26 protein-coding genes are annotated in these 25,326 nt (G+C 73.0%); 16 read left to right on the top strand and 10 right to left on the bottom strand.

Features of this window, described 5'->3' with window-relative positions; all coding sequences use genetic code 11:
• Positions 1 to 3 precede the first annotated feature (3 nt).
• A complete protein-coding gene (locus UQW22_RS13330) occupies positions 4 to 369 on the bottom strand; it encodes an oxidoreductase (protein ID WP_407317505.1) in 366 nt (121 codons plus the stop codon).
• 274 nt (positions 370 to 643) lie between these two features.
• On the opposite strand from UQW22_RS13330, the gene sucB reads away from it, so the two are divergent.
• Positions 644 to 2,443, top strand: a complete 1,800-nt coding sequence (gene sucB / locus UQW22_RS13325) for a 2-oxoglutarate dehydrogenase, E2 component, dihydrolipoamide succinyltransferase (protein ID WP_407317504.1) — start codon at positions 644 to 646, stop codon at positions 2,441 to 2,443.
• 70 nt (positions 2,444 to 2,513) lie between these two features.
• Here the strand turns inward: sucB and UQW22_RS13320 are convergent, their stop codons facing one another.
• Genes UQW22_RS13320 through UQW22_RS13310 form a run of 3 tightly spaced genes read right to left on the bottom strand, consistent with a single transcriptional unit; the run spans position 2,514 to position 7,316 of the window.
• The gene (locus tag UQW22_RS13320) at positions 2,514 to 3,806 is read right to left on the bottom strand and encodes a hypothetical protein (RefSeq protein WP_407317502.1); all 1,293 of its coding nucleotides are present in this window, start codon (positions 3,804 to 3,806) and stop codon (positions 2,514 to 2,516) included.
• A 57-nt stretch (positions 3,807 to 3,863) separates the two neighbouring features.
• A complete protein-coding gene (locus UQW22_RS13315) occupies positions 3,864 to 4,967 on the bottom strand; it encodes a Gfo/Idh/MocA family protein (protein ID WP_407317501.1) in 1,104 nt (367 codons plus the stop codon).
• Positions 4,968 to 5,027: 60 nt separating this feature from the next.
• Positions 5,028 to 7,316 (bottom strand): MMPL family transporter, encoded by a 2,289-nt coding sequence (locus tag UQW22_RS13310; RefSeq protein WP_407317500.1) that lies wholly within the window; start codon positions 7,314 to 7,316, stop codon positions 5,028 to 5,030.
• 27 nt (positions 7,317 to 7,343) lie between these two features.
• Between UQW22_RS13310 and UQW22_RS13305 the strand changes: the two genes are divergently transcribed.
• From UQW22_RS13305 to UQW22_RS13290, 4 genes are read left to right on the top strand one after another with little or no spacing between them, the layout of a single operon-like run.
• Positions 7,344 to 7,802, top strand: coding sequence for a MarR family winged helix-turn-helix transcriptional regulator (locus UQW22_RS13305; RefSeq protein WP_407317498.1), 459 nt, complete (start codon positions 7,344 to 7,346; stop codon positions 7,800 to 7,802).
• 10 nt (positions 7,803 to 7,812) lie between these two features.
• Complete coding sequence (gene lipB / locus UQW22_RS13300; RefSeq protein ID WP_407317497.1) at positions 7,813 to 8,529, top strand: lipoyl(octanoyl) transferase LipB; 717 nt, start codon at positions 7,813 to 7,815, stop codon at positions 8,527 to 8,529.
• A 26-nt stretch (positions 8,530 to 8,555) separates the two neighbouring features.
• A complete protein-coding gene (gene lipA / locus UQW22_RS13295; RefSeq protein ID WP_407317496.1) occupies positions 8,556 to 9,566 on the top strand; it encodes a lipoyl synthase in 1,011 nt (336 codons plus the stop codon).
• An 11-nt stretch (positions 9,567 to 9,577) separates the two neighbouring features.
• Positions 9,578 to 10,312, top strand: a complete 735-nt coding sequence (locus UQW22_RS13290) for a DUF4191 domain-containing protein (RefSeq protein WP_407317494.1) — start codon at positions 9,578 to 9,580, stop codon at positions 10,310 to 10,312.
• A 36-nt stretch (positions 10,313 to 10,348) separates the two neighbouring features.
• On the opposite strand, the gene UQW22_RS13285 is transcribed toward UQW22_RS13290, so the two are convergent.
• On the bottom strand, positions 10,349 to 10,795 hold the full coding sequence (locus UQW22_RS13285) for an RDD family protein (RefSeq protein WP_407317493.1): 447 nt from the start codon (positions 10,793 to 10,795) through the stop codon (positions 10,349 to 10,351).
• A 134-nt stretch (positions 10,796 to 10,929) separates the two neighbouring features.
• Here UQW22_RS13285 and glnA point away from each other — a divergent pair, with 134 nt between their 5' ends.
• A complete protein-coding gene (glnA, locus tag UQW22_RS13280; RefSeq protein WP_407317492.1) occupies positions 10,930 to 12,354 on the top strand; it encodes a type I glutamate--ammonia ligase in 1,425 nt (474 codons plus the stop codon).
• 168 nt (positions 12,355 to 12,522) lie between these two features.
• Positions 12,523 to 13,392 (top strand): GyrI-like domain-containing protein, encoded by an 870-nt coding sequence (locus UQW22_RS13275; RefSeq protein ID WP_407317491.1) that lies wholly within the window; start codon positions 12,523 to 12,525, stop codon positions 13,390 to 13,392.
• Between the two features lie 20 nt (positions 13,393 to 13,412).
• Here the strand turns inward: UQW22_RS13275 and map are convergent, their stop codons facing one another.
• Complete coding sequence (gene map, locus UQW22_RS13270; RefSeq protein WP_407317490.1) at positions 13,413 to 14,195, bottom strand: type I methionyl aminopeptidase; 783 nt, start codon at positions 14,193 to 14,195, stop codon at positions 13,413 to 13,415.
• A 66-nt stretch (positions 14,196 to 14,261) separates the two neighbouring features.
• On the opposite strand from map, the gene UQW22_RS13265 reads away from it, so the two are divergent.
• Positions 14,262 to 14,564, top strand: coding sequence for a helix-turn-helix domain-containing protein (locus UQW22_RS13265; protein ID WP_407317488.1), 303 nt, complete (start codon positions 14,262 to 14,264; stop codon positions 14,562 to 14,564).
• 276 nt (positions 14,565 to 14,840) lie between these two features.
• Here UQW22_RS13265 and UQW22_RS13260 read toward each other — a convergent pair whose 3' ends face one another.
• Entirely contained in the window at positions 14,841 to 15,545 is a 705-nt protein-coding gene (locus tag UQW22_RS13260; RefSeq protein WP_407317487.1) for a haloacid dehalogenase type II, read from the bottom strand.
• A 119-nt stretch (positions 15,546 to 15,664) separates the two neighbouring features.
• On the opposite strand from UQW22_RS13260, the gene UQW22_RS13255 reads away from it, so the two are divergent.
• From UQW22_RS13255 to UQW22_RS13240, 4 genes are read left to right on the top strand one after another with little or no spacing between them, the layout of a single operon-like run.
• A complete protein-coding gene (locus UQW22_RS13255; protein ID WP_407317486.1) occupies positions 15,665 to 16,228 on the top strand; it encodes an RNA polymerase sigma factor in 564 nt (187 codons plus the stop codon).
• Complete coding sequence (locus tag UQW22_RS13250) at positions 16,225 to 16,503, top strand: zf-HC2 domain-containing protein (protein ID WP_407317485.1); 279 nt, start codon at positions 16,225 to 16,227, stop codon at positions 16,501 to 16,503. Before UQW22_RS13255 ends, UQW22_RS13250 begins: the two co-directional genes overlap by 4 nt.
• Entirely contained in the window at positions 16,500 to 17,942 is a 1,443-nt protein-coding gene (locus tag UQW22_RS13245) for a dihydrolipoyl dehydrogenase family protein (protein ID WP_407317483.1), read from the top strand. Before UQW22_RS13250 ends, UQW22_RS13245 begins: the two co-directional genes overlap by 4 nt.
• The gene (locus tag UQW22_RS13240) at positions 17,932 to 19,062 is read left to right on the top strand and encodes an NAD(P)/FAD-dependent oxidoreductase (protein WP_407317481.1); all 1,131 of its coding nucleotides are present in this window, start codon (positions 17,932 to 17,934) and stop codon (positions 19,060 to 19,062) included. The genes UQW22_RS13245 and UQW22_RS13240 overlap by 11 nt, the downstream gene beginning before the upstream one ends.
• Here UQW22_RS13240 and UQW22_RS13235 read toward each other — a convergent pair.
• Genes UQW22_RS13235 through UQW22_RS13225 form a run of 3 tightly spaced genes read right to left on the bottom strand, consistent with a single transcriptional unit; the run spans position 19,020 to position 21,177 of the window.
• On the bottom strand, positions 19,020 to 19,772 hold the full coding sequence (locus UQW22_RS13235) for a TVP38/TMEM64 family protein (protein ID WP_407317480.1): 753 nt from the start codon (positions 19,770 to 19,772) through the stop codon (positions 19,020 to 19,022). The two genes, UQW22_RS13240 and UQW22_RS13235, sit on opposite strands and share 43 nt — an antisense overlap.
• A 59-nt stretch (positions 19,773 to 19,831) precedes the next feature.
• Entirely contained in the window at positions 19,832 to 20,479 is a 648-nt protein-coding gene (locus UQW22_RS13230) for a CDP-alcohol phosphatidyltransferase family protein (protein WP_407317479.1), read from the bottom strand.
• Positions 20,479 to 21,177, bottom strand: coding sequence for a TVP38/TMEM64 family protein (locus UQW22_RS13225; protein WP_407317478.1), 699 nt, complete (start codon positions 21,175 to 21,177; stop codon positions 20,479 to 20,481). The genes UQW22_RS13230 and UQW22_RS13225 overlap by 1 nt, the downstream gene beginning before the upstream one ends.
• Positions 21,178 to 21,265: 88 nt before the next feature.
• On the opposite strand from UQW22_RS13225, the gene UQW22_RS13220 reads away from it, so the two are divergent.
• From UQW22_RS13220 to UQW22_RS13205, 4 genes are read left to right on the top strand one after another with little or no spacing between them, the layout of a single operon-like run.
• Positions 21,266 to 22,498, top strand: coding sequence for an ABC transporter substrate-binding protein (locus tag UQW22_RS13220; RefSeq protein ID WP_407317476.1), 1,233 nt, complete (start codon positions 21,266 to 21,268; stop codon positions 22,496 to 22,498).
• Complete coding sequence (locus tag UQW22_RS13215) at positions 22,495 to 23,355, top strand: ABC transporter (protein ID WP_407317475.1); 861 nt, start codon at positions 22,495 to 22,497, stop codon at positions 23,353 to 23,355. The genes UQW22_RS13220 and UQW22_RS13215 overlap by 4 nt, the downstream gene beginning before the upstream one ends.
• Complete coding sequence (locus tag UQW22_RS13210; RefSeq protein WP_407317474.1) at positions 23,352 to 24,185, top strand: ABC transporter permease; 834 nt, start codon at positions 23,352 to 23,354, stop codon at positions 24,183 to 24,185. Before UQW22_RS13215 ends, UQW22_RS13210 begins: the two co-directional genes overlap by 4 nt.
• On the top strand, positions 24,182 to 25,306 hold the full coding sequence (locus UQW22_RS13205; protein ID WP_407317472.1) for an ABC transporter ATP-binding protein: 1,125 nt from the start codon (positions 24,182 to 24,184) through the stop codon (positions 25,304 to 25,306). Before UQW22_RS13210 ends, UQW22_RS13205 begins: the two co-directional genes overlap by 4 nt.
• Positions 25,307 to 25,326 lie beyond the last annotated feature (20 nt).

Genomic DNA, 25,326 nt, shown 5'->3' with positions numbered 1-25,326 from the left:
GCGTCAGCGGGAGCCCTGGCTCCGCCGGCGCTCGGCCCGCTGGGCGGAGTTCCAGTCCCGCATCCGCTGGGGGTAGCCCGTGAAGCGCACGTTGTACACGGGCACCCCCAGCGACCGGGCCACGTCGAAGCCGGTCCGCTCGTCCGGGACCCGCCGGCGCGTCCACTCCCCCGTCGTGGCGACGAGCAGGACCGTCGCCGGGGTCTGCGCGTTCGGAGGCTCCACGTAGGCCTCGACGCCCACGCGGGAGCCGACGAACTCCTGCAGGTGGGTCACGGCAGCAGCACGTCCGCCCCCCGACGGCGCGGCGGCGGATGACGGCGTGGCGGACCGGCCGAGCAGGCGGTCCATCGCAGACCTCAACGACATGTCGCGAGACTACCTCTGCCCGCTGGGAGTGAGCACGGTCACCCGGGAGACGACACCGAGGGCCACGACGCCACGAAACGTGGCGATCCGGGCCAGATGTACCGAGCGTCACAGTTCTCGCAGGGTGGCCACGATTGGGGCCGGACCCCAGGAAGTGACAAGATGAGGCCCAGTGAACCAGGAACGCGGCAACCGGAGAGGTTTCGACCGGATCACCGGTCGACCGGCCTCGGCACGTCGCCTGACCCACTGATCGAAGGAGACTCCACAGGTCATGTCTGAGAACGTGCAGCTGCCGGCACTCGGCGAGTCCGTCACCGAGGGCACCGTCACCCGTTGGCTCAAGTCCGTCGGCGACACCGTGGAGGTCGACGAGCCCCTGCTCGAGGTCTCCACCGACAAGGTCGACACCGAGATCCCCTCGCCCGTCGCGGGCGTGCTGGAGCAGATCCTCGCCGAGGAGGACGAGACCGTCGAGGTCGGCGCCACCCTCGCCGTCGTCGGCGACGGCTCCGGTGGTGGCGGCGGTGCCGCGTCCCCGGCGGAGGCCGAGCCGGAGAAGCCCGCCGAGGCCGAGCAGCCCGAGCCGGAGCCCGAGCCCGCTGCGCAGGCCCCCGCCGAGCCCTCCGAGAAGCCCGCCGAGCCCGCTCCGCAGCCTGCTGCGGAGGCCGGGGACGGCGGTGGCGAAGGCACCGAGGTCACCCTGCCCGCGCTGGGCGAGTCCGTCACCGAGGGCACCGTCACCCGCTGGCTCAAGTCCGTCGGCGACTCGGTCGAGGTCGACGAGCCCCTGCTCGAGGTCTCCACCGACAAGGTCGACACCGAGATCCCGTCCCCCGTGGCCGGCACGCTGCAGAAGATCGTCGTGGACGAGGACGAGACCATCGAGGTCGGTGCGGTGCTCGCGCTCGTCGGCTCCGGTGCCGCCCCGGCCGAGACGTCGCAGCCGGAGCCCGCCCAGGCGCCCGAGCCGGTGGGGGCTCCCGAGCCCGCGCCGTCGTCGCCCGCCGCGGCCGAGTCGGCACCGGCCGCGACGCCCGCTCCGGCCGCAGCGACGCCGGAGCCCGCACCCGCCGCGTCGACGCCCGCTCCGGCCAAGACCGCCGAGTCGCCCGCACCTGCCGCGGCCGCCGGGGGCAAGGGCTCCTACCTGACCCCGCTGGTGCGCAAGCTGGCCGCGGAGAAGGGTGTGGACGTCTCGACGGTCCAGGGCACCGGCGTCGGTGGCCGGGTCCGCAAGGAGGACGTGCTGGCCGCCGCGGAGAAGGCTGCCGCACCGGCGCCGACTCCCGCCGCGTCCGGCGCTCCGGCGTCGGCCCCGAAGAAGCCGACGGTCCCCGAGGTCTCGCCGCTGCGTGGCACCACGGAGAAGATGTCGCGACTGCGCAAGGTCGTGGCGGACCGCATGCTCGAGGCGATGCAGACGCAGGCCCAGCTCACCACGGTGGTCGAGGTCGACGTCACGAAGGTCGCCAAGCTGCGCAAGGCCGCCAAGGAGTCCTTCAAGGCGCGGGAAGGCGCGAACCTCACGTTCCTCCCCTTCTACACGCTCGCCGCGGTCGAGGCGCTCAAGGCGTTCCCGAAGGTCAACGCCTCGATCGACACGGACAAGGGCGAGATCACGTACCACAGCTCGGAGAACGTCGGCCTGGCCGTCGACACGGAGCGCGGACTGATCGTCCCGGTGATCAAGAACGCCGGCGACCTCAACCTGGCCGGCATCGCCCGTCAGATCGGTGACCTCGCCGCGCGGACGCGGGACAACAAGGTCGGCCCGGACGACCTGAGCGGTGCCACGTTCACCATCACGAACACCGGTTCCGGCGGTGCGCTGATCGACACCCCGATCGTGCCCGTCGGCCAGGTCGCGATCCTCGGCACCGGCACCATCACGAAGAAGCCCGTCGTGGTGACCGGCCCGGACGGCGAGGAGACCATCGCGATCCGTCAGATGGCCTACCTCTTCCTGTCCTACGACCACCGTCTGGTCGACGGCGCCGACGCCGCCCGCTTCCTCGCCGCGGTCAAGAACCGTATCGAGGAGGGCGCGTTCGAGTCCGAGGTCGGTCTCTGATCTGACCCAGCACCGCCGAGGGCGGGTACCGCGAGAGGGAGTCTCCCTCGCGGTACCCGCCCTCGGTGCGTCAGGCCACCTCCGCGACCCGCCAGCCGTCGTCGGTCCAGGCGAGCCGCAGCGTCGCCGTCCGTGGTCCGTCGGCCGGCACCCGGGTGGTCCGGCCGTCCACCGTCTGGTCGTGCTCCTCGACCACGTACTCCACGGCGACCTCCGCCGTGCGCGCGTCCGACCGGAGCGTGCGGGAACCCAGCACGTTCACCTCGACACCGTCGACCTCGACGCCCGACGCCGCCACCTGCTCGAGGCGTTCGACGGCAGCCTCCGCGGCGGGTGATCCGGCCAGGACGACCTCGTCCAGTGGGCCGGCCTGCGCGAGAAGCTCCACCCGTCGACGCGTGAGCTCGGCGGCGGCCGCCGCCGGGTCGTCCTGCTCGACGACCGCGTCCCGCACGTCCTCCGCTCCGGTCGGTGCGTCGCTCGCCGCGGCCGACGGTGCGGCTGTCGGCGCGGCCGCGAGAGCCGGCTGCCGGTCCTCCGGACCTCCGACGTGCAGCACGAGGGCGACCGCCAGCCCGGTGCCGCCCAGCACCACGGCAGCGCCCACCGCGGACCGCACGACGCCGGACCGGCGCACCGACCGCCCACGCCTCGGCCTGGAACGTCGTGCGTCCACCGCCCGACGAGCCCGCCCGGCCCGGCGCGCGGGCCGGTGCCGGACCGATGTCGGCCGCCCGGCCTCGCGGTCTCCGCCCCGACGGCCCAGCGCCGCGGCCGCCAGCAGCGCGGGTTCAGGGAGCCGCACGGGCCCGGGCGGCACGGCCTCGTCCACCCGTGCCGCCAGGGTGCCGGCCGCGGGGCGAACGCCGGGGTCGCCGGCGAGCGCCGGCGCGAGCGCGGCACGCAGCGCCACGGTCGCGTCCGCGTCGGGGTCGGCGACGAGCGAGTCGACGAGGCGGGCGAGCGCGTGCACGTCGTCGGCCTCCGTCGTCGGCCCGGCGGGCACGTCCGGGCGGGGGCGCAGGCGTGGCCGTCCGTCGGCCCCCACCACGACGTCGCCCTCCTCCAGCGGGCCGTGCAGGACGCCCGCGCTGTGCAGCGCGGCGAGCCCCTGCGCCAGGGCGACTGCGATCCCTGCCGCTTCCGTGGCGTCGCACCGGTCACGGACGGCGAGCACGGTCGGCAGCGCCGTCGCCGTGCCGGTCCCCCGGGAGACGAGGAGCGTCCCGTCCGGGTTCTCGACCATGTCCCCGACCGGCTGGACACAGGGGTGGTCGACGGCCGCGAGCGCCCGCAGCCTCTCGAGCAGGGCCGTCCGGTCGGCGGCGTCGGCGGGAACGGTCAGGACGTCGTCGGTCTGCACAGGTTCATGGAACACCGGACGGGCACGCCCGCGCTCCGGTCGTCCACAGGCTGCCGGTCACAGGGCGATCTGGCGCCCCTCCCGGGCGGAGGTGCGGGCGGCGTCGAGCACCTCGGCGGTGCGGACGGCGTCGGCCGGGTCGACGGGGGCCGGGGCGTCCCCCGCGAGCCAGGGGCCGAGCGCCCGGTAGAAGTCGGCGTGCGAGCCCTCGGCGGTGGGGACCGGTTCGCGGTCCCGGCCCCGCGTGAGCCAGCCGTGCGCCCCGGCCGGGGCGTCGTCGTCGAACAGCTCGAGGGGCGAGGCGTCCTGCTCGAACGTCGTGACCAGGTAGGCGCCACCCGTGCCGAGCACCCGGGTGCGGGGCCCGGGGGCGCCCACGACCGATCCTGCCCACAGCCGCGAGACGACGGCGTGCGGGCTGGCGGCGAGCCCTCCCCCGGGCATGTGGCTCAGGACGAGGAAGACGTCGTCCTCGGTCGGTGTCGTCAGCGCCCGGGTCTGCGCCCAGACGCTGGTGACGGGGCCGAAGAGCTGGGTCGCGGAGTCCACGAGGTGCGGGCCGAGGTCCAGCAGCAGGCCGCCGCCGGCGGTGTCGTTCTCCTTCCACCGCTTGCGGGGCACGGGACGCCACCGCTCCCAGTGGCGCTCGAACGTGTGCACGTCACCGAGGCCGCCCCGGGCGAGGAGCGCTGCCAGCGTGCGCTGCTCGGGGTCCCAGCGCCGGTTGTGGAACACGGTGAAGGGTGTCCCGGTGGCCGCCGCCTCGGCCACGACCGCGCGCGCCTCGTGCGCGTCCACGCCGATCGGCTTGTCGAGCACGAACGGCACGCCGGCACGGGCGAGCATGGCCGCCTGCTCCGCGTGCAGTGCCGTCGGGCTGGCCAGCACGACGGCGTCGTACCGTGCGCGGAGCTCGATGAGCTCGGCGAGGTCGCCGAGCAGCCGCGCGCCGGGCCAGTCGCCGGCGGCCTGCGTGCGCCGCCCGGAGTCCCGCGTGAGGACCGCGGTGACCGTGTGCCCCGCCTCGGCCGCGAGCCGGGCGTGGATCTCGCGTCCCGCTCCCCCGTACCCGACGATCGCCAGACGCAGCGGCGGGTAGGTCGTGCCGTCGTCCGCTGCGCCGCCGGTCGCCGCACCTGTCGTGTCCCCGTGATCCACCATGGGGACCATGGTGCCCGACGGCGGGCCGCTCGGCCGGTCAGCGCGCCGCGCAGCTGCCCGTCAGCCGTGCCGCGGCGCGCCGCGCAGGAAGCGACGCGAGGGCCACCACACCCGGTCACCGATGTCGCGGACCAGGGCGGGCACCAACAGGCTGCGCACGACGAGGGTGTCGACGAGCACGCCGAACGCCACGATGAACGCGAGCTGGGCGAGGAAGAGCAGCGGGATGACGCCGAGCGCCGCGAACGTGGCCGCCAGGACCACGCCGGCCGAGGTGATCACGGACCCGGTCACGGCCAGCCCCCGCAGCACCCCCTGCCGGGTGCCGACGCGCAGGCTCTCCTCGCGCACGCGGGTCATCAGGAAGATCGAGTAGTCCACGCCGAGGGCCACCAGGAAGCAGAACGCGTACAGCGGCACGGACGGGTCCGCGCCGGGGAAGTCGAAGACGTGGTTGAACAGGATCGCGGCCACGCCGAGCGCCGCACCGAAGGACAGCACGTTGGCGGCCATGAGCAGCACGGCGGCCAGCACGGAGCGCAGCAGCAGCATGAGGATCAGCAGGATGACCACGAGCACGACGGGCACGATCACCTGCAGGTCACGCTGACCGGCGAGCTGGGTGTCGAGGCGCTCCGCGGCGGCCCCGCCGACGAGCGCCTCGGGCGAGACGCCGTGGACGGACTCGCGCAGGGCGGAGACCGTCTCGACGGCCTCCTGGCTGTCCGAGGGGGCCGACGTCGTCACGTCGACGCGCACCAGGCCGTCGACGACGAGGGGGTCGCCCTGCGCCGGGGCTCCTGGAGCCGGGGCCGGTTCGTCGGTCACGGGTGCGGCGGCCGCGACACCGGCCGTGCCCTCGGCCGCCTCGACGACGGCGTCGAGGTCGTCCTCGGGTGCGACGACCGTGGCCGGCTGCGCGGAGACCCCGTCGAAGTGGCGGGTCAGCGCCTCCTCGCCGTCGACGGAGTCGACCTGGGTGAGGAACACCTCGGAGTCGCCCGTGCCGTCGGCGTCCAGGGTCGGCACGAACGCCGCGCCCGCCGCCAGCACCAGGGCGGTCACGATCCACACCGGTCGGGCGTGCCGGCCGACGAAGGTCGCCACGCGCGACCACAGCCCGTGGTCGGCGACGTCGACCCGTCCGTCGTCGCCGGTCGCCTCGGTGGCCGGGCGTGCCGTCTCCTCGGACCGGACCTCGTCCTGCGTCACCGCGTGCGGGACCCGGGGCCAGAACACCCAGCGGGCGCGCCGCCCACCGACGAGCAGCAGCGCCGGCAGGAGCGTCAGGGCGGACAGGAAGGCGGCGACGATGCCGATCGCGGCGACGGGCCCGAGGCTGCGGTTGGACGAGAGGTCGGACAGCAGCAGGCACAGCAGCCCGGCGACGACCGTTCCGGCGCTGGCGGCGATCGGCTCCACGGAGGCGCGCACGGCACGGCGCAGGGCGGTGTACGTCGACCGGACGTGGAGCAGCTCCTCGCGGTACCGGGCGACCACCAGCAAGGCGTAGTCCACGGACGCCCCGACGACGAGGATGGACAGGATCCCCTGGGACTGACCGTTGAGGACCAGGATGTCGTTGGCGGCCAGGTGGTAGACCGCGAGGCCGGCCAGGCACAGGGCGAGCACGGCGTTGAAGATCACCACGAACGGCAGCACGGGCGAGCGGTAGACCAGCGCGAGGATGACGAGCACCGCACCGAGCGCGACGAGCAGCAGCACCGTGTCGATGGCGCCGAAGGCGTTGACGAGGTCGGCGACGAACCCGGCGGGCCCGGTGACCCAGGAGTCCAGGCCGGTGCCCACGAGGCCCCCGTCAGCGGTGTCGCTGCCCTGCAGGTCGCGCAGGGCGTCGACCGCGAGCTGAGAGACGCTGGACTCCTCGGCGCCGGCGTCCTGCTCGGCGAGCTGCGCGTCGAGGGAGACGACCACGAGCGCGGCCTGACCGTCCTCGGACGGGACGACGACGGGGTCCGCGATGCTGGCGTCCCCGACGGTGGCGGGCTCGTCACCGCTCGTGCCCTCCAACGGTGCTCCGGGGACGGCGCCGGCGAACGCCCGGACGTCGGCGAGCTGGTCGTCGGTGAGCGGCGACCCGTCCGCCGTCTCGGCGACCACGAGCGCCGGCAGCGTCTCGTCGTCGGAGAACTGCGCGGCGAGCTCGGCGGCCTCGGTCGACTCGGCGTTGGCGGGCAGGAAGGCCGCCGAGTCGTTGGTCTGGACGCTGCTGAGCTGACCCTGGGCCTGTCCGCCGAAGACCCCGATCGCCAGCCACACGCCGATGGCTGCCAGAATGACGAGACCACGGACGACACCCGTCCATCTATTGCTCAGCATGTTGAGCATTCTCCACTGAAGAGGGACCCTGAGCAAGTGACCGACCCGACGAGCGAAGAACCGGCCGACTGGCCCACCGGCCGGCTGCTGTTCACCGTCGTGCGCCGCATCGAGCACGAGTGGAACGAGCACCTGTCCGGCTGGGAGCTCAACCATGCCGGTTTCCCCGTCCTGCTGCACCTGATGGGCGGTCCGCGCACGCAGCGCGAGCTGGCCGCCGTCTCCGGCGTGACGGAGCAGACGATGAGCAAGGTGGTCGCCCGGCTCGAGAGGTCCGGCTACGTCACGCGGACCACGGACCCGCACGACCGCCGTCGTCGGACGGTCATGGTCACCGGCGCGGGGATGGCCGCGGCACGCGAGGCGGGGCGCATGCAGCCCGCCGAGGACCTCGCGCTGCAGGGTCTGGACGAACGCCAGGCGAGCGAGCTGCGCGACCTGCTCGTGACGATGGTGCGCTTCCAGCGCCGCGAGGACCGGCCCGACGCGGAGTAGCCTTCCAGGCATGGACGTCGTCACGCTGCCGGGCCGCACGGACTACCGCGCCGGCTGGGACCTCCAACGTCGTACCCACGCGTCGGTGCGGGACGGGGCCACCGGCGTGACCTACCTGCTCGAGCACGACAGCGTCTACACCGCCGGGCGGCGCACCCGCCGCGACGAGTACCCCACCGACGGCACCGACGTCGTGGACGTCGACCGCGGCGGCAAGATCACGTGGCACGGCCCCGGCCAGCTCGTCGCGTACCCGATCGTCGCGCTGCGCTCGCCCGTCGACGTTGTCCGGTACGTGCGCACCCTCGAGTCCGCGGTGATGGCCGTGTGCACCACGCTCGGGCTCGAGACCGTCCGCGTCGAGGGACGCTCGGGCGTCTGGTTCGCCGCCGACGACGGCACACCCGACGGGTCCGACGCCGAGACGCCGAGACGGGAGCGCAAGGTGTGCGCCATCGGGGCGCGCGTCGCCCGGGGCGTGACCATGCACGGCCTGGCGCTCAACTGCGACGCCGACCTGACGGCGTTCGACGCGATCGTGCCGTGCGGGATCGACGACGCCGACGTGACCTCGCTGTCCGCCGAGGCAGGGCGCCCGGTGACCGTCGACGAGATCCGGCCGCTGCTGGCGTCGGCCCTGGTCGAGCACCTGTCACCGCTGGTGACGGAACTCACGGCCACCCAGCAAGACATCCGCCCCGCACCCGCGGGCACCGCCGTAGGGTGAGGCGCGTCTACGAAGGGACCGACGTCGTGACCATCGCACCTGAGGGCCGCCGCATGCTGCGGGTCGAGGCCCGCAACGCCACCACCCCCATCGAGAAGAAGCCCGAGTGGATCAAGACCCGGGCGGTGATGGGCCCCGAGTACAAGGAGCTCAAGGGACTCGTGAAGGGCGGTGGCCTGCACACCGTGTGCGAGGAGGCCGGCTGTCCCAACATCTTCGAGTGCTGGGAGGACCGCGAGGCCACGTTCCTCATCGGCGGCGACCAGTGCACCCGGCGGTGCGACTTCTGCCAGATCGACACGGGCAAGCCCGCCGACTTCGACGCCGACGAGCCGCGCCGCGTGGCCGAGTCCGTGCGCGAGATGGGCCTGAGGTACTCGACCGTCACCGGGGTCGCCCGCGACGACCTGGCCGACGGCGGCGCCTGGCTGTACGCCGAGACGGTCCGCCAGATCCACGCGCTCAACCCGGGGACCGGCGTCGAGCTGCTCATCCCGGACTTCAACGCAATCCCGGAGCTGCTCGACCAGGTCAACGAGTCCCGACCCGAGGTGCTCGCGCACAACGTCGAGACGGTGCCGCGGATCTTCAAGCAGATCCGGCCCGCGTTCCGCTACGACCGCTCGCTGTCGGTCCTGACCCGGGCCCGCGAGGCCGGCCTGGTCACCAAGTCGAACCTCATCCTCGGCATGGGCGAGACGATCGACGAGGTCAAGCAGGCGCTCGAGGACCTGCACGCCGCCGGGTGCGACCTCATCACGATCACCCAGTACCTGCGCCCCTCGCTGCGCCACCACCCCGTGGACCGCTGGGTCCGGCCCGAGGAGTTCGTCGAGCTGAGCGAGCACGCCGAGGCGGTCGGGTTCCTCGGTGTCATGGCCGGCCCGCTCGTGCGGTCCTCGTACCGCGCCGGGCGCCTGTGGGGTCAGGCGATGACCAAGCGGGGGCAGTCGGTCCCGGAGGCGCTCGCGCACCTCACCGAGCCGACGACCGCGCGCCAGGAGGCCGCGAGCCTCGTGACCTCCCGAGCCCAGTAGACTCACCAACCATGGCCCGCACCAAGTCCGGCGCCGGCGACTCCGCCGACGCGCCCACGAAGAAGCAGAAGAAACCCAAGAAGCAGCGGTGGTACCACCAGGTATGGGCCGCCTACAAGATGACGAGGCGGCAGGACCCCCTCGTCACCTGGATCATGCTCGCGGTCTTCTGCGGCATCCTCGCGCTCGCGCTGCTCATCGGTTTCCTCACCGGCCACCCGATCTACGCGACGGTCATCGGCCTGCCGTTCTCCCTGCTGGGCGCGATGTTCGTCCTCACCCGCAAGGCTGAGCGCGCCGCGTACACCCAGATCGAGGGCCAGCCCGGCGCGGTCCGCGCCGCGCTCGGCACCGTGCGTGGCGGTTGGAGCTTCGAGGACGAGCCCGTCGCGGTGAACCGCCAGCAGGACCTCGTCTTCCGCGGCATCGGGCGCCCCGGCGTCGTCCTCGTCTCCGAGGGGCCGTCGCACCGCGTCCAGCGCATGCTCGATGACGAACGCCGCCGCACCGCCCGCGTGCTGCAGAACGTGCCCATCACCACGCTGCAGGTGGGCAACGGCGAGGGCCAGATCCCGCTGCCCAAGGTGGCGCGCAAGGTGCAGAAGATGAAGAAGACCCTCACGCGCGCCGAGGCCTCTGAGGTCGGCAAGCGCCTCAAGGCGCTCGGTGGTGCCCGCCTGCCCGTCCCCAAGGGCGTCGACCCGATGAAGGCACGCCCCGACCGCAAGGGGATGCGGGGGCGCTGAGCACGCCCCTCGCACGGCACGCAGCGGCCGGCACGGTCATCGACGCACGATGACGGTGCCGGCCGCTCTGTCGTGCATTCCCCGGCCGTCGGCGTCCCACACCACGGCAGGGATCACCAGGCAGAGCAGGACCGCGCGCACGGCCCCCCTGCCGAACCCGACGATCTGCGGCTCGGGGGCGCCGAGGCGCCGCACGCGCAGGCCCAGCAGCCGGTGCCCGATGGTCGATCCGACGGACGACACGAGCAGCACGTTCATCAGCCCGAAGATCGCCAGCGTGACCATGGGGTCCCGGTCGAAGAAGCCGTAGCTGATGGCCTCGGCGACGGCCCAGTCGAGGCAGAGGGCCACGACCCGCCGCCCCAGCGGTGCCCGTGAACCGCTGCCCGACGCGGGGAGACCGAGCCGGTCGCGGTCGCCCGTCTCACCAGGCGGGACGCTTCCGCCGGTCAACCACGACCCAAGATCGCCACGTGAAGCCATGTGATCAGCCTACGCGCGGCAACCAGCGGGTTACGTAACATCGCCGAAACATACGCGCTATGCAAGGGTAACCCTGCCGCCCTAGCGTCAAGGGCGCCGAGCGACCTGGCACCGTCTCACCAAGGAGAGCCTGCATGTTCACCAATGCCGAGGAGGCAATCGCCTTCACCCGCGACGAGGGGGTGGAGTTCATCGACGTCCGGTTCATCGACCTGCCGGGCGTGATGCAGCACTTCAACATCCCCGTCGGGCAGTTCGACGAGGACTCCTTCACCGAGGGCCTGATGTTCGACGGCTCCTCGATCCGAGGCTTCCAGGCGATCCACGAGTCGGACATGAAGCTGGTCCCGGACGTCACCACGGCGTACCTCGACCCGTTCCGCAAGCGCAAGACGCTCATCATGAACTTCTCGATCGTGGACCCGTTCACGGACGAGCCCTACGGTCGCGACCCGCGCACGATCGCCGCCAAGGCCGAGGCGTACCTGCGCTCGACCGGCATCGCGGACACCGCGTTCTTCGCCCCCGAGGCCGAGTTCTACATCTTCGACGACGTCCGGTTCCAGACGTCGGCCAACTCCAGCTTCTACCAGATCGACTCCGTCGAGGCGGCCTGGAACACCGGTCGCGAGGAGGAGGGCGGCAACCTCGGGTACAAGACCCGCTACAAGGGTGGCTACTTCCCCGTCTCCCCCAACGACCAGTTCGCGGACCTGCGGGACGACATCTGCGCGGCGCTGGCCCAGGTCGGGCTCGACGTCGAGCGCGCGCACCACGAGGTGGGCACCGCCGGCCAGCAGGAGATCAACTACAAGTTCAACACCCTGCTGCACTCCGCCGACGACCTGATGAAGTTCAAGTACGTCGTCAAGAACGTCGCCTGGCAGGCCGGCAAGTCCGTGACCTTCATGCCGAAGCCGATCTTCGGCGACAACGGCTCGGGCATGCACTCGCACCAGTCGCTGTGGCTGAACGGCGACCCGCTGTTCTACGACGAGAAGGGCTACGGCGGCCTGTCCGACATGGCCCGCTGGTACATCGGCGGCCTGCTCAAGCACGCGCCGTCGCTGCTCGCGTTCACCAACCCGTCGGCCAACTCGTACCACCGGCTCGTGCCCGGCTACGAGGCCCCGGTCAACCTGGTCTACTCGGCCCGCAACCGCTCCGCGTGCATCCGCATCCCGGTCACCGGCAACTCGCCGAAGGCCAAGCGCGTCGAGTTCCGCGTGCCGGACCCGTCGGCCAACCCGTACCTCGCGTTCGCCGCCCAGCTCCTCGCGGGCATCGACGGCATCAAGAACCGCATCGAGCCGCCGGCGCCGGTCGACAAGGACCTCTACGAGCTCCCGCCCGAGGAGCACGCGGAGATCGCCCAGGTTCCCGCCTCCCTCGGCGAGGCCCTGGACAACCTCGAGGCCGACCACGACTTCCTCACCGAGGGCGACGTGTTCTCCGAGGACCTCATCGCCACGTGGATCGACTACAAGCGCACCCACGAGATCGACCCGATCCGTCTGCGCCCGCACCCGCACGAGTTCGAGCTCTACTACGACATCTGATCGGTCGCAGGAGCAGGACCCGACGCTGCGGCGTCACCACGAAGGCCCCGCCATCGGCGGGGCCTTCGTCGTTCCGCAACGTCATACCGCGATGATCGAACCGGTCCGCGATGATCGGGCGCGGACGCCTCCCGTTCCCGGAGGCTGGTACGCGGAAGGAGGTCCCCGATGTTCGCAGCGCTGAACCACCTGATGGGCGCCGTCGAGGAGGCGGCGGCCGAGCAGGTCGACGTCGCCGCCGTGGCGGCCGAGCACGGGACCACCGAGCACCACCTGCGACGGATGTTCTCGTCGCTCGCGGGCGTGCCCGTCTCGGAGTACGTCCGTCGTCGGCGCATGACCGTCGCAGCGGCCGACGTGGCGGAGTCGTCCGACGACCTGCTGACGCTGGCCGTCCGGTACGGCTACGGGTCGACCGAGGCGTTCGGACGCGCGTTCCGCGCCGTCCACGGCCTCGGTCTCAGCGAGGCGCGTCGCGACGGGGGCCCCTTCCGCAGTCAACAGCAGCTCAGGTTCCGCCTGACCGTCGAAGGGAACAGACCCATGCACGTCCGCCTCACCGAACGACCCGACCTCCGCCTCGTCGGCCACGCCACCCGGGTGCCGCTCGTCCACGAGGGCGTCAACCCGCACATCCAGGAGCACATCGCCGCAATCCCCGCGGAGGAGCACCTGCGACTCAAGGAGATGAGCAACACCTCCCCCGCCGGGATCCTGCAGGTCAGCGACGAGCTGGAGCAGGACAGCCCGGAGGGCACCGAGCTGACCTACCTGCACGGAGTGGCCGTCAGCGACGGCACCCCGGTCCCCGACGACCTGGACAGCATCGCCGTCCCCGCCGGGAGCTGGGCGGTGTTCACGACCCAGGGTCCGCACCCGCAGGCCCTGCAGGAGGCCTACGCGGCCACCGCCGCGGAGTGGTTCCCGTCGAACCCGTGGCGGCTGCGGCCCGGCCCGTCGATCGTGGCGGTCCTCGAGCACGACGAGGACTTCACGACCGCCACCTGCGAGATCTGGCTACCGGTCGAGCGCGCCTGACCGAGGCGAGCCCGAGATCCTCACGCGGGCGGCGACGTCGGCAGCGTGAGGATCTCGGCCCCGCCGTCGGTGATCGCGATGGTGTGCTCGCTGTGCGCGGTCCGGCAGCCGGTCGCGCTGCGCAGCGTCCAGCCATCGGGGTCGGTGACGAGCTCGGCGGTGTCCTCCATGACCCACGGCTCGAGCGCCAGCAGCAGGCCCGGCCGCAGTCGGTACCCGCGGCCGAGCCGCCCGGTGTTGGCCACGTGCGGGTCCTGGTGCATCGTCGACCCGATGCCGTGGCCGCCGAACTCCGTGTTGATCGGGTACCCGGCCTCGGAGAGCACGGTGCCGATGGCGTGGGAGATGTCACCGATGCGCGCCCCGGGCCGGGCCGCGGCGATGCCCGCCGCCAGCGCACGTTCCGTCGTCTCGATCATCGCGACGCTCACCGCCGGCATCGAGTCACCGACGACGAAGCTGATCGCGGAGTCGGCAGCCACGCCGTCCAGGACGACGGCGAGATCGAGCGTCAGCAGGTCGCCGTCGTGGAGCGTGGTGTCCGACGGTCGGCCGTGCAGCACGGCGTCGTTCACCGCGGTGCAGATGTAGTGACCGAACGGGCCACGCCCGAACGAGGGCTCGTAGTCGACGTAGCAGGACGTCGCGCCCGCGTCGTCGATCATGGACCGCGCCCACCGGTCGACGTCCAGCAGGTTCGTACCGACAGACGCCCGGCGCTTCAGCGTCTGCAGGATGTCGGCCACCAGGGCTCCGGCGTCCCTCGCACGGGCCAGCTCGGCAGGGTTCAGGATCTCGATCATGCAGCACCTCTTCCACGCTTCCAATAACTATCCCGGCCATACTATCCCGGTACTACAATCGTCAGCATGGTCCGGTTGCCGCTCACTCCCGAGGACGTCGAGCGTGGACGCCGCCTCGGCGCCTTGCTCCGTCGCGCCCGAGGAGACCGGTCGATGCTGGAGACCGCACTGGACGCACGCGTCTCCCCGGAGACACTCCGGAAGATCGAGACCGGTCGCGTCGCCACCCCGGCCTTCCCCACCATCGCGGCGATCGCCGACGTCCTCGGCCTCTCCCTCGACGAGGTCTGGGCCGAGATCAACGGCTCCGAGCGCGAGACCGAGGGGGCCGGCTCCAGAAGCAGCGCCCGCGAGCGCCTGGCGTCGTGAGCGCTCGCGCATGCGTTCCGCTGTCTCGGCCGACCCGACATGGTGCGGCGGCGAGGACCACCCTCGCACGACCAGCATGGGCGTGGCCTCGTCGGTGACCGACCTGCGCGACGGCGGCCGCGTCGTACGTGCTCGGAGTGGCCTGCAGTACCCCGGATCTCGACGAGCGCCCGCAACCACCCTGCAGTTGCAGTTGCCGGGCGGCTGCACCGTCGGGGTGAACGAGAAGCAGGCCCCGGCGTGTAGGTCGGTTGCCGCCCGCTCAGCGACGCCCGCTCAGACGGGTGATGCCCCGAGTGCTGCGGCAAGCTCGACGAACGATCGTGCTTCCACGTCGGCAGGTGCGAAGTGGTCGGGGTACCCGCCCCCCGTCCGGTTGATCCATGCGGTGCGCAGTCCCGCGCGTCGGGCCCCTTCGACGTCCCACGGATGGACGGCGACGAGCATGGCCTGCTCCGCCTCGACGCCGGTGGTGGCGAGGGCGTGGGCGTAGGCCCGGGAGTGCGGCTTCCAGGCGCCTGCTTCGGCGACCTGCAGGTAGTGCTCGACGACGGCGCCGGCCGCGGTGTCCGCCAGCAGGGCGCGAGCCACGTCGGCCGAGCCGTTGCTGAGCGTCACGATCCGGCAGCCCTGGTCCGCCAGGGCCAGCAGCCCGGGGACGACGTCAGGGTGCGGTGCCAGGCGCGCGAAGCGCTCCATGATCCTTCGTGCACCGGCGGCCGGGTCGGCGACGCCCGCGGCTGCCAACCGGATCCGCAGCGCCGCGCCGCCGATCTCGGCGAAGCCCGGGTTGTCGCCGAGCGCGGTGAGGGCGAAGGCGTCGCGCAGCACCCCGGCGAACCATGCCTCGGCATCGCCGGCGTCGAGGCCGGCCTCCACGAACGCCTCACCCATCGGCGCGAGGTCGGACAGCGTCTCGTTGACGTCGAGGACGACGAGATGCGGCCGTCCCTCGCTCAGGTCTGCGTGCGCGGGTGTCATCGTTCCTCCTGCAAAGGTGTCTGCTGGCACGGTAGCCCCGAGAGGCCCGACGCCGCACGAGGTTCCGACGACGTCGCAGCCGCTGGAACACATCCGGGTACGCGCCGGGTTCCCCTGGCATGAGCGAGACGAGGACCCCGGAGGAGGTCGAGCGTGGCCACGCGTTCGGTGCCGTCGTCGAACCCGAGATCCCGGTGATGCTGCGCGTGGCTCGCAGCATCACCGGGAGCGAAGCCGACGCCGAGGACCTCGTCCAGGAGTCGCTGGTGCGCGCTTTCCGCGCCCTCGACAAGTTCGACGGACGCCACCCCCGCGCATGGTTGCTCACGATCGTGCGCAACACGAACCGCAACATGCACCGTCGTCGTCGCCCGATCGCCCTGGACGACTGGGAGCTGATCCACGCCTCGCGTCCCGCGTTCGGTGCCGCCGAGTCCCCGGCCGCCGAGGATCTGTACATCGTGGACGAGCTGGACGGTGCTCTCCAGCAGGCCGTGGAGAGCCTCACCCCGAAGTTCCGCTCCGCCCTCGTCCTCGTCGACGTCCACGACCTGTCCTACGCCGAGGCAGCGGCCGTCCTCGACGTCCCCGTCGGCACGGTGATGTCCCGCCTGAGCCGTGCGCGCGAACGCGTCCGCAGGAGGCTCGGCCCCGCCCTGACCACCCGAGGAGAGCAGCCATGATCGGAATGCTCCGGCAGATGATCACCTGCCGATGGACCGCACGGCGTATCCAGCGCTACCTGGACGCCGACCCCGCGGCACCACTGACCCCGGGCGAGATCACCCGCCTGGAGGAGCACGTGGCCGGCTGCGCACGGTGCCGGGAAGCCGTGCGCCAGCACCGATCGATGCACCGGGCGCTCTCGCTGTGGCAAGGGCGCCGACCGGTCGACCCGGACGTCGTCGACCGCCTGGGTGCCGTGCTCACCGACCTCTCCGAGGGACGGCGCCCATGAGCCGGCCGGACCGCTGGGACCTGCTCGTCCTCGGTGGCGGCACCGCCGGCATCGTCGCGGCCAAGTCCGCCGCCGGACTCGGCGCCCGGGTGCTGCTGGTGGAGCGTGACCGTCCGGGCGGGGACTGTCTGTGGACCGGTTGCGTCCCGTCGAAGGCGCTGCTCGCCGCCGGTCAGGCCGCCGCGAGCGCCCGGCGCGCCGGACGTCTCGGCGTGCAGGTCGACGGCGTGCACACCGACCTGGGGCGCACCCTGGACCACGTGCGCACGTCGATCGACCGGATCGCCCCGATCGACTCACCCGAGGCGCTGGCCCGCGCCGGAGTGACCGTACGGTCGGGGCACGGCCGGTTCCGAGGTGACGGGACGCTGGATCTGGACGGCGAGACGGTGCACTTCACCCAGGCCGTCGTCACCACCGGCGCGGCGCCCGCCGTCCCGCCGATCCCCGGGTTGGCGGACCGCGAGTTTCTGACCAGCGACGATGTCTGGCATCTCGACGAGGCACCGCGCCGACTGACGATACTCGGCGGCGGCAGCATCGGGTGCGAGCTGGGTCAGGGTCTGGCCCGTCTGGGCGTGGAGGTGACGGTGGTCGAGGGGGCGGCGCGCATCCTGCCGCGTGAGGACGCGGACGCCGCCGCCGCGGTGCGGCAGGCGTTGGAGGCCGACGGTGTCTCGGTCCGCACCGGGCAGTCGGTGACGTCCGTCGACGTCTCGGGCGCACGTTCCGGTGCGCTGCGCCTGGACGACGGCAGCTCGGTCGAGTTCGACCGGCTGCTGGTGGCCGTCGGTCGTCGGCCACGGACCGACGGGATCGGCCTGGAGGAGGTCGGGGTGGAGCTGGACGAGCACGGGTTCGTGGTCGTCGACTCCCGCCTGCGGACCACGAATCCGCGCATCTGGGCGGCCGGGGACCTGACCGGCCACCCGCAGTTCACCCACGTGGCGAGCGTCCACGGGAGCCTCGCCGGCAGCAACGCGGTCCTGGGCGTGCGGCGCACCGTGGAGACCTCGGCGGTCCCCCGGGTGACCTACACCGACCCGGAGGTCGGCGCCGTCGGCATCGACACGGGACGTGCCCCGCGAGGGGTCCGCATCGTGACGGTGAACCACGAGCACGTGGATCGCGCCGTGGTGGAGGGCCGGACGGAGGGGTTCTCGAGGCTCGCCGTTGACCGCCGGGGCAGGATCGTCGGTGCGACCGTCGTGGGCCCCCGTGCGGGAGAGAGTCTCGGCGAGCTCACCGTGGCGGTGCGGCAAGGCCTGCGCACACGGGATCTGGCCGGCATCATCCACCCGTACCCGACCTGGAACGACGGGCTGTGGAACGCGTCGGTCGCCGACGTCCGCGGTCTGCTCGCGGGGCCGGTCGTCGGCACGGCGGTGGGACTGCTGCGGCGCGCACGCCGTCGGTGGCTCGGACATCGTGCGTCCTGAACGGCGCCTGCTCCTGGTCGGTGCCGGGCACGCGCACCTCCACCTGCTGCGGCACGCCCCCCGGTTGGCCGGGGCCGGCTACCAGGTCTGCCTGGTGGCGCCCCGATGGTTCGACTACAGCGGGCTCGCCGCGGCGATCGCCGCCGGCGGTCACGATCCGCACGAGGGCCGGATCGACGTGGGCGCGCTCGCACGTCACGCGGCCGTGGACCATCTCCGGGGCATGGTCGTCGACGTCGACCCGGTGGCGCGCACCGCGTCGACCGACGGCGGTGACCGGCTGACCTGGGACATCGTCTCGTTCAACATCGGCAGCGTCACCACCGCCGATGCCTCCACGCAGATCGCCGCCGGCACCGCCGGCACCGTCGGCGTCAAACCGCTCGACGGTCTCGCCCGGCTCCGCGAGCACCTCGCCGGTCGACCGTCGGGGAACGGTCACCGGATCACCGTCGTCGGAGGCGGGGCCAGCGGCATCGAGCTCGCCGCCCACCTGGGCGCACGGCACGACGTCGACCGTGTCCACCTGATCGAGTCGGGCGACCACGTGGGCGGCTTCCTGCCACCCTCCGCCAGGACCCGCGTGCTCGTGCTGCTCGAGGAGCGGGGCGTCCGGGTGCGCACGGGCGCGCAGATCGAGCTTCTCGACCGCACGTCCGTTCGACTCCGCGACGGGACCCGGTGGACGCATGACCTCGCCGTCCTGGCCTCGGGGCTCTCCGCTCCCGCTCTGGCTCGCAGGGCTCCCCTGGGCGGCCTGGACGGCTTCCCCGTCCGGGCGACCCTGCAGCATCGCGACGACGACGACGTCTACGCGGTCGGGGACTGCGCCGACTTCCTGCCCGCGTCACTGCCCCGCACCGGTGTCCACGGCGTCCGGCAGGGTCCCGTCCTGCTCTCCGCGTTCGAGGCCCGTGCCCGCGGCGACCGTCGCCCCGTCTACCGACCTCCGCGCAGGACGCTCTCGATCCTGGACCTGGGAGGGGGCACCGCCCTGGCCGTGCGCGGACGGCGCTGGTGGCTGGGCCGGTCCAGCCTCACGGTGAAACGCCGCATCGATCGACGGTGGCTGGCCCGCTACCGTGACGGCGGGTCGTCCCCGACCGCACCCGGATCCTGATCCTCCACGGCCGGGGCCGCGCTCCGGGCGAGCAGCCTGCGCCCGACCGTTCCTCCCAGCACTGCCAGGACCACGAGACCACCGACACCGATCACGATGCCCCGCGGATCGGCTCCCGAGGCGCCGACCGCCGCATAGGCGAGCGTGCCCGGCACGATCCCGACCGCGGTGCCCACGACGTAGTCGCGCGCCCGCACGCCCAGGAGCCCGGCTGCGTAGTTCAGCGCAGTGAAGGGGAACAGCGGGACCAGGCGGACCGCGAGGACGGCGACCAGACCGTGGCGGGCGAGCACCTGGTCCGCCTGCTGCAGCCGACCGCGCAGCAGCCGGTCGACCGCGGGTCGGCCCATCCTTCGCCCGATGAGGAAGCCGCCGAACGCACCGAGCAGTGCCCCGGCCCACGCCAGCAGAGCACCCCACCACACCCCGAAGAGGGCGCCACCGAGGATGGTCAGCAGCGATGCCGGCGAGGGCACGAGGACCAGCACCGCATAGCCCACCACGAAGACGAGCACCCCCGACCAGCCCGCCGACTCGACGAGCTCCTGGAGGCGTTCGGGGCCGCTCCATCCGCTCAGCTGCAGCGCCACGGCAGCCGCGGCGAAGCCGAGCACCAGGAGCACCAGGCGGACGGCGGCGCCCCGGGTCGATCCGGGCGGGGGCGGTTCGACGGCGGGCTCGGGGGCGGGGCGTCCTGGTGGTGTCGTCACACCATCGGCAACCCGCCGACCACCCTCGGGGCTTCCCACGGGTCGACAGGCCCGGCGGGTCACGACTTCTCGTCGTCAGGTCGCCGCAGCGTCAGGTAGCCGGCCACGATGCGGTGCACGGCACTGACGGCGACCACCACCGCCCAGAGACCGGCGATCAGCGCCGCGTGCCCCGGGAAGATCAGCCACAGGGAGTGCACGACGATCGTCTCCGCCCCCTCGGCGACCCCTCCCAGGAAGTTCAAGGTCCGGCCGTCGTCGATCCGCCGCCCGGTCCGTTCGGCGATGGACGAGAACGCCAGGAACGCGGCACCGTTGACGTAGTAGGCGAGCAGGACGGCCGCGAACGGCAACCACTGGGACAGCGCGTCCGCACCGGTCGTGGTGCCCACCGCGACACCGATGACGGTCACGCCGTAGACGGCGAAGTCAGCGGTGATGTCCAGGAACCCGCCGGCCGCCGACCCGTGTCGCGACGGCGCCCGTCGCCGGGCGAGCGGCCCGTCGAGACCGTCCATCGCCCGGGAGAACAACCAGGCGACCAGCGCCCATCCCCACAGCTGGGAGGCTGCGAGGGCGCCGCTCGCGAGCCCCGTGACGAGCCCGGCCACGGTGAGCCGGTCCGGGGTGAGCCACGGCCTGTCGATGTGGCCGGCGAGCCTCGCCAGCGGGCCGTCGAGACGGCGACGGAGAACGGCGTCGAACATCAGCGTGCCTCCTGCGCATCGGTGTCGCCGCCGGCGGTGCTGCCAGCGTCGGTTCCCCACAGGTGCCGTCCCAGCAGCCCGCCGGCGACGACGAGGACGACCAGCGCGGCCGCACCGACGAAGACGCCCCACGGGTCGGTGCCCCAGGCTCCCAGGGCGGCGTAGGCCAGGCTGCCCGGCACCATGCCCAGTGCCGACCCGACAAGGTAGTGCCACCACCGCACTCCGGTCAGCCCCGCGGCATAGTTGATCGCGGTGAACGGGACCACGGGCACCAGCCTGACGGCGACGACGGCCCCGAGGCCGTGTCGGGTCAGGAGCCTGTCGGCCTGCGCCACCCGGCCCTGCGTCAGACCTTCGATCGCGTCACGTCCGACGAGCCGCCCCAGCACGAAGGCCAGCACCGCCCCGGCGAGCGCCGCGAGCCACGACAGCAGGGCACCCAGCCACAGACCGTAGAGCAACCCACCCAGCGTCGTCAGGACTGCTTTGGGGATCGGCACCAGGCACAGCAGGGCGTACCCGGCCACGAAGACGACGCCGCCGAGAGCTCCTGCGCCCTCGACCAGATCGCGCAGCAGCTGGACGTCGTCCCACCCGCGTGCCTGCTCGACGACGGTCAACGCGAGCAGGACGGCCAGGAGCACGCCGAGACGCACCCAGGCCCACGGGCGTCGTGCGGGTCTGTGCAGTTCCACAGGACGGGAAGTCCCCGACCCCCTCGATGTGTTCCCCAGTCGAGGGTCACGCCGCACCAGTCCGTCGACCGAGGAGACACCGCAGTCCATGCACCCCCGATCGTTCGCCCTGCCGGCAGCCGTCGCCGGCTCGGCTCTTCTCCTGGCCGCGTGCGCGGCCCCCGGCGACGGGTCACCGACGACGGCGGTCGAGCGACCGTGGCCGCAGGTGCTCGCCGAGGCGGACGGACAGACGGTCGACCTGTGGATGTACGGGGGCGACGAACGGGGCAACTCGTACGTCGACGACCATCTGACACCGGCCGCCGCCGGCCTGGGTGTCACGCTGCGCCGGGTCCCCGTGGCCGACACCAAGGACGCGGTGCGACGAGTGCTCGCCGAGCATGCCGCGGGCAGCGACGACGGGACCGTCGATCTCGTGTGGGTCAACGGCGACAACTTCGCCACCGGCCAGGAGGCCGGCGCCTGGTGGTGCGGGTGGGCCGACGACCTGCCGAACATGAGGCACGTCGCGGCGGACGACCCCCTGGTCGCCGAGGACTTCGGCGTGAGCGTCGACGGGTGCGAGGCTCCGTGGCACAAGGCCCAGTTCGTCCTCGCCTACGACTCGGCTCGGGTCACCGACCCGCCCGCGAGCGTCGCCGGACTGCTCGACTGGGCCCGCCAGCACCCCGGCCGGTTCACCTACCCGGCGCCCCCCGACTTCACCGGCTCCGTCTTCGTGCGCCAGATGCTCTACGAGGTCGCCGACGGCAGGGTTCCTCCCGCCTTCGACGTCGCCGCGTTCGACGACCTGACCCCGGCGCTGTGGGAGGAGCTGGACGGGGTGGCGCCCTCGCTCTGGCGCGAGGGCCGCACGTATCCCCGCGACCAGGCTGCGCTGGATCGGCTCTACGCCGACGGACAGGTCGACTTCACGATGACCTACGGCCCCGCCACCCTCACCGAACTGGTCCGGGACGGCACCTTCCCCGACACCACGCGCGTGCTGACGGTGCAGGAGGGCACGATCGGCAACGCGAGCTTCCTGGCGATCCCGGCCGGTTCCCCGGACCGCGCGGGCGCCATGGCCGTGGCCGACCTCGCGCTCTCGCCCGAGCAGCAGGCCACGAAGGCCGACCCCGAGGTCTGGGGCCAGTTCACGGTGCTCGATACCGGACTCCTCGGCGACCGGGACGCCGCCCGCTTCGACGAGCTGCCCTCCTCGCCGGTCGTCCCGCCGTACGCGGAGCTGGCGGCGAACGCCCGCCCGGAGCTCTCGTCGTCGTGGGTGACGCCGTTGGACCAGGGGTGGCGCGACGAGGTGCTGGCGCGTCCATGACGGCTCGCTCGCCACGCGGTGCGCTCCCGGGCGTCGTGGTCGTCACCGTGGTGGCCGGTGCGGGGATGGTCGCCGTGCTGGCCACCTCGTTCGGTCTGATGCCGCTCTACGGCGACCCGGAGCCCGGGCTGCACGGGTGGCGCAGCGCAGCGCCCGATCTCCTGGCCGGCATCGGCGAGTCCCTGCTCATCGCGGTGCCGGCGACGTCGTTGGCCGCGGCGGCCGGGCTGGGCCTGGCGATGCTGATGCTGCGCGGTGGCCGGGGCGCGGTCGCCGTGCGGGTCGCGTGTCTCGTGGTGCTGTCCGTGCCCCACCTGGTCGGGGCCACGTCGGTGGCCCTCCTGCTCGGTGACGGCGGGCTCGCCGCCCGGGTGTCCGCGGGCGCGCTCGGCATCGAGGCGTGGCCGCCGCTGGTCGGTGGCCCGTGGCCGGTCGCCACCGTCCTGGAGCTGGCGTGGAAGGAGTCGGCCTTCGTCGCGCTCGTCGTGCTGGCCTCCGTGGCACCGGGGCACGCCGGACGGATGCAGGTCGCGGCGGCGTTGGGCGCCGGCCTCCGGCACCGCGTCACCCGGGTCCTGCTGCCGACCGCCGGCCCGGCGCTGGCGGCATCGTCCCTGGTCACCCTCGTCTACGCCGTCGGCAACTACGAGATCGCCTGGATCCTGGGCCGGGCCGCGCCGGAGCCGCTGCCCGTCCTGGCCTTCCGCCTGTTCGGGTCGATCGAGCTCGCCGACCGGCCGGCGGCCGCCGCGGCGGCGGTCACCGGCGCCGCCCTCGCCCTGCTGCTGACCGTGCCCGCCCTGGTGGCGCTGCCGCGGGTGCGAGCCCTCGTCACCCGGGCGCAGGAGGTCTCGTGAACAGGTGGGTGAGAGACGTCGGCGGCGCCGTCCTCGTGGCGACCGTCGTCGCCTTGCTCGCGGTCCCGCTGCTGCCCGTCCTGCTCTGGGCCGCGGCGGACCGATGGAGCTTCCCCGCGGTCCTGCCCCAGGTCTGGGGGTTCGGGGGGTGGAGCGACGCGCTCGCCGCCGGGCTGCCGGCCGCCCTGGCGCGGTCGACGGCGCTCGGGCTCGCGGTGGCCGCCGTCGCCACGCCCCCGGGTGTCCTGATCGGCATGGTGCTGGGATGGCGTCTCGGTCACCGACCGCGACTCCTGGTGACGGTCCTGCTGGTGCCACTGATCCTGCCGCCGTTCGCGGTCGCCATGGGCCTGGACGTCATCCTGATCCGCGCCGGGCTGCCCGGGACGGTCGCCGTGGTCCTGGTGCTGGCCGCATTCGCCCTGCCCTACACGTCGTACACCAGCGCGACGGGGTTCGCCCGCATCTCACCACAGCTGGACGAACAAGCGCGGGCGCTGGGCGCGACACCGCGCCAGGCACACACACGCGTCGTGCTGCCCGCCATCCGCGGGAGCATCCTCGTCGCGGCGCTGCTGGCCTTCCTGGTGGGGTGGAGCGACTACGTCGTGACGGTGCTGATCGGCGGCGGACAGCTGATCACCGCTCCGGTGCTGCTCGGCGCGGCCGCCGCCGGGTCGGGCAACGAGCCGATCACCGCAGCGTTGGCCCTGGCGGCGCTCGTGCCCCCGGTGCTGCTGGTGACGGCGGCGGCAGCCGCACGGCGTGTCGGCCGACCACGCCGCACGACCCCCGACCTGGACCCGGCCCCCGAGAGGACCCGTCGATGAGCACCTTGGAGATCCGGGCGGTCCGGCACCGCTACCCGGCGGCCGACGACGACTCCCTGCGCAGCGTGTCCGTCTCCGTGGACGACGGCGCCATGGTGTCGGTCGTCGGGCCCTCGGGTTCGGGCAAGAGCACGTTGCTGCGGGTCGCCGCCGGACTCCGACGCTCCACGACCGGGCGGGTCGAGATCAACGGTCAGGACGTCTCCGAGCGACCCACGGAACATCGTGACCTGACGGTCATGTTCCAGAACCCGTCGTTGTTCGACCACCTGGATGTCGCCGGCAACGTCGCCTTCGCACCGCGGCTGGCCGGGGTCCGGCGCCGTGAGGCCCGGCGCAGCGCGCAGCGGTACCTGCGGCTCGTCCACCTCGAAGGCTTCGACCGTCGTGGTGTCGGCGCCCTCTCGGGCGGTCAGCAGCAGCGTGTCGCCCTCGCTCGGGCCCTGGCCGCCGAACGGGGTGTGCTGCTGCTCGACGAGCCGTTCAGCTCGCTGGACCGCGAGCTGCGCACCTCGATGCACGACCTCCTGACCGAGGTGCGTGCCGCCGTGTCCCCCACGATCCTGATGGTCACCCACGACATCGACGAGGCGGCGCTCGCCGATTCCACCGTGGTCCTCATCGACGGCACGGTGCACCAGCAGGCCCCGACGAGCGAGCTGTACAGCAGGCCCGCGAGCCTGCCGACCGCCAGGCTCCTGGGAGGATTCACCGAGGTTCCCGGCGACGTGCACCACGGCGTGCACCACTCGCTGTGGGGCCGGATCCCGGTCGCGGCCGACTGTCCCACGACGGGTGACGCCGTCCTGGTCCTGCGTCGCGAGGCCCTCCGGCTCCAGGATCCCGCACCCGGCGCTGCACGAGGAGGCGAACCCCACCTGCCCGGACTCGCGGCGCAGGTCGTCCGACGCCGGACGGCGGGCGCACGCGTGGTCGCCTCGCTCACGGGCGACGACGGCACACCCGTGGAGGTCGAGATGCCCTTCGGTGCGGACGTGCCTCTCGGCGCCCGGACCCGGGTGGAACTGACGCCGGGCGCACCGGGTCAGTGGGCGCTGCCGACGGCGCATCGCTCCGGCACGATGGCGTGCCGCGAACCGTCACGCACGGGGGCGCGGTGAACCGACGAGAGAACGTGCCC

Origin of the sequence: Isoptericola halotolerans (assembly GCF_045689585.1) — a bacterium.
GTDB lineage: Bacteria > Actinomycetota > Actinomycetes > Actinomycetales > Cellulomonadaceae > Isoptericola > Isoptericola halotolerans_B.
Note: the sequence above shows the minus strand (reverse complement) of the source record. Positions and strands in the feature narration are given on the sequence as shown.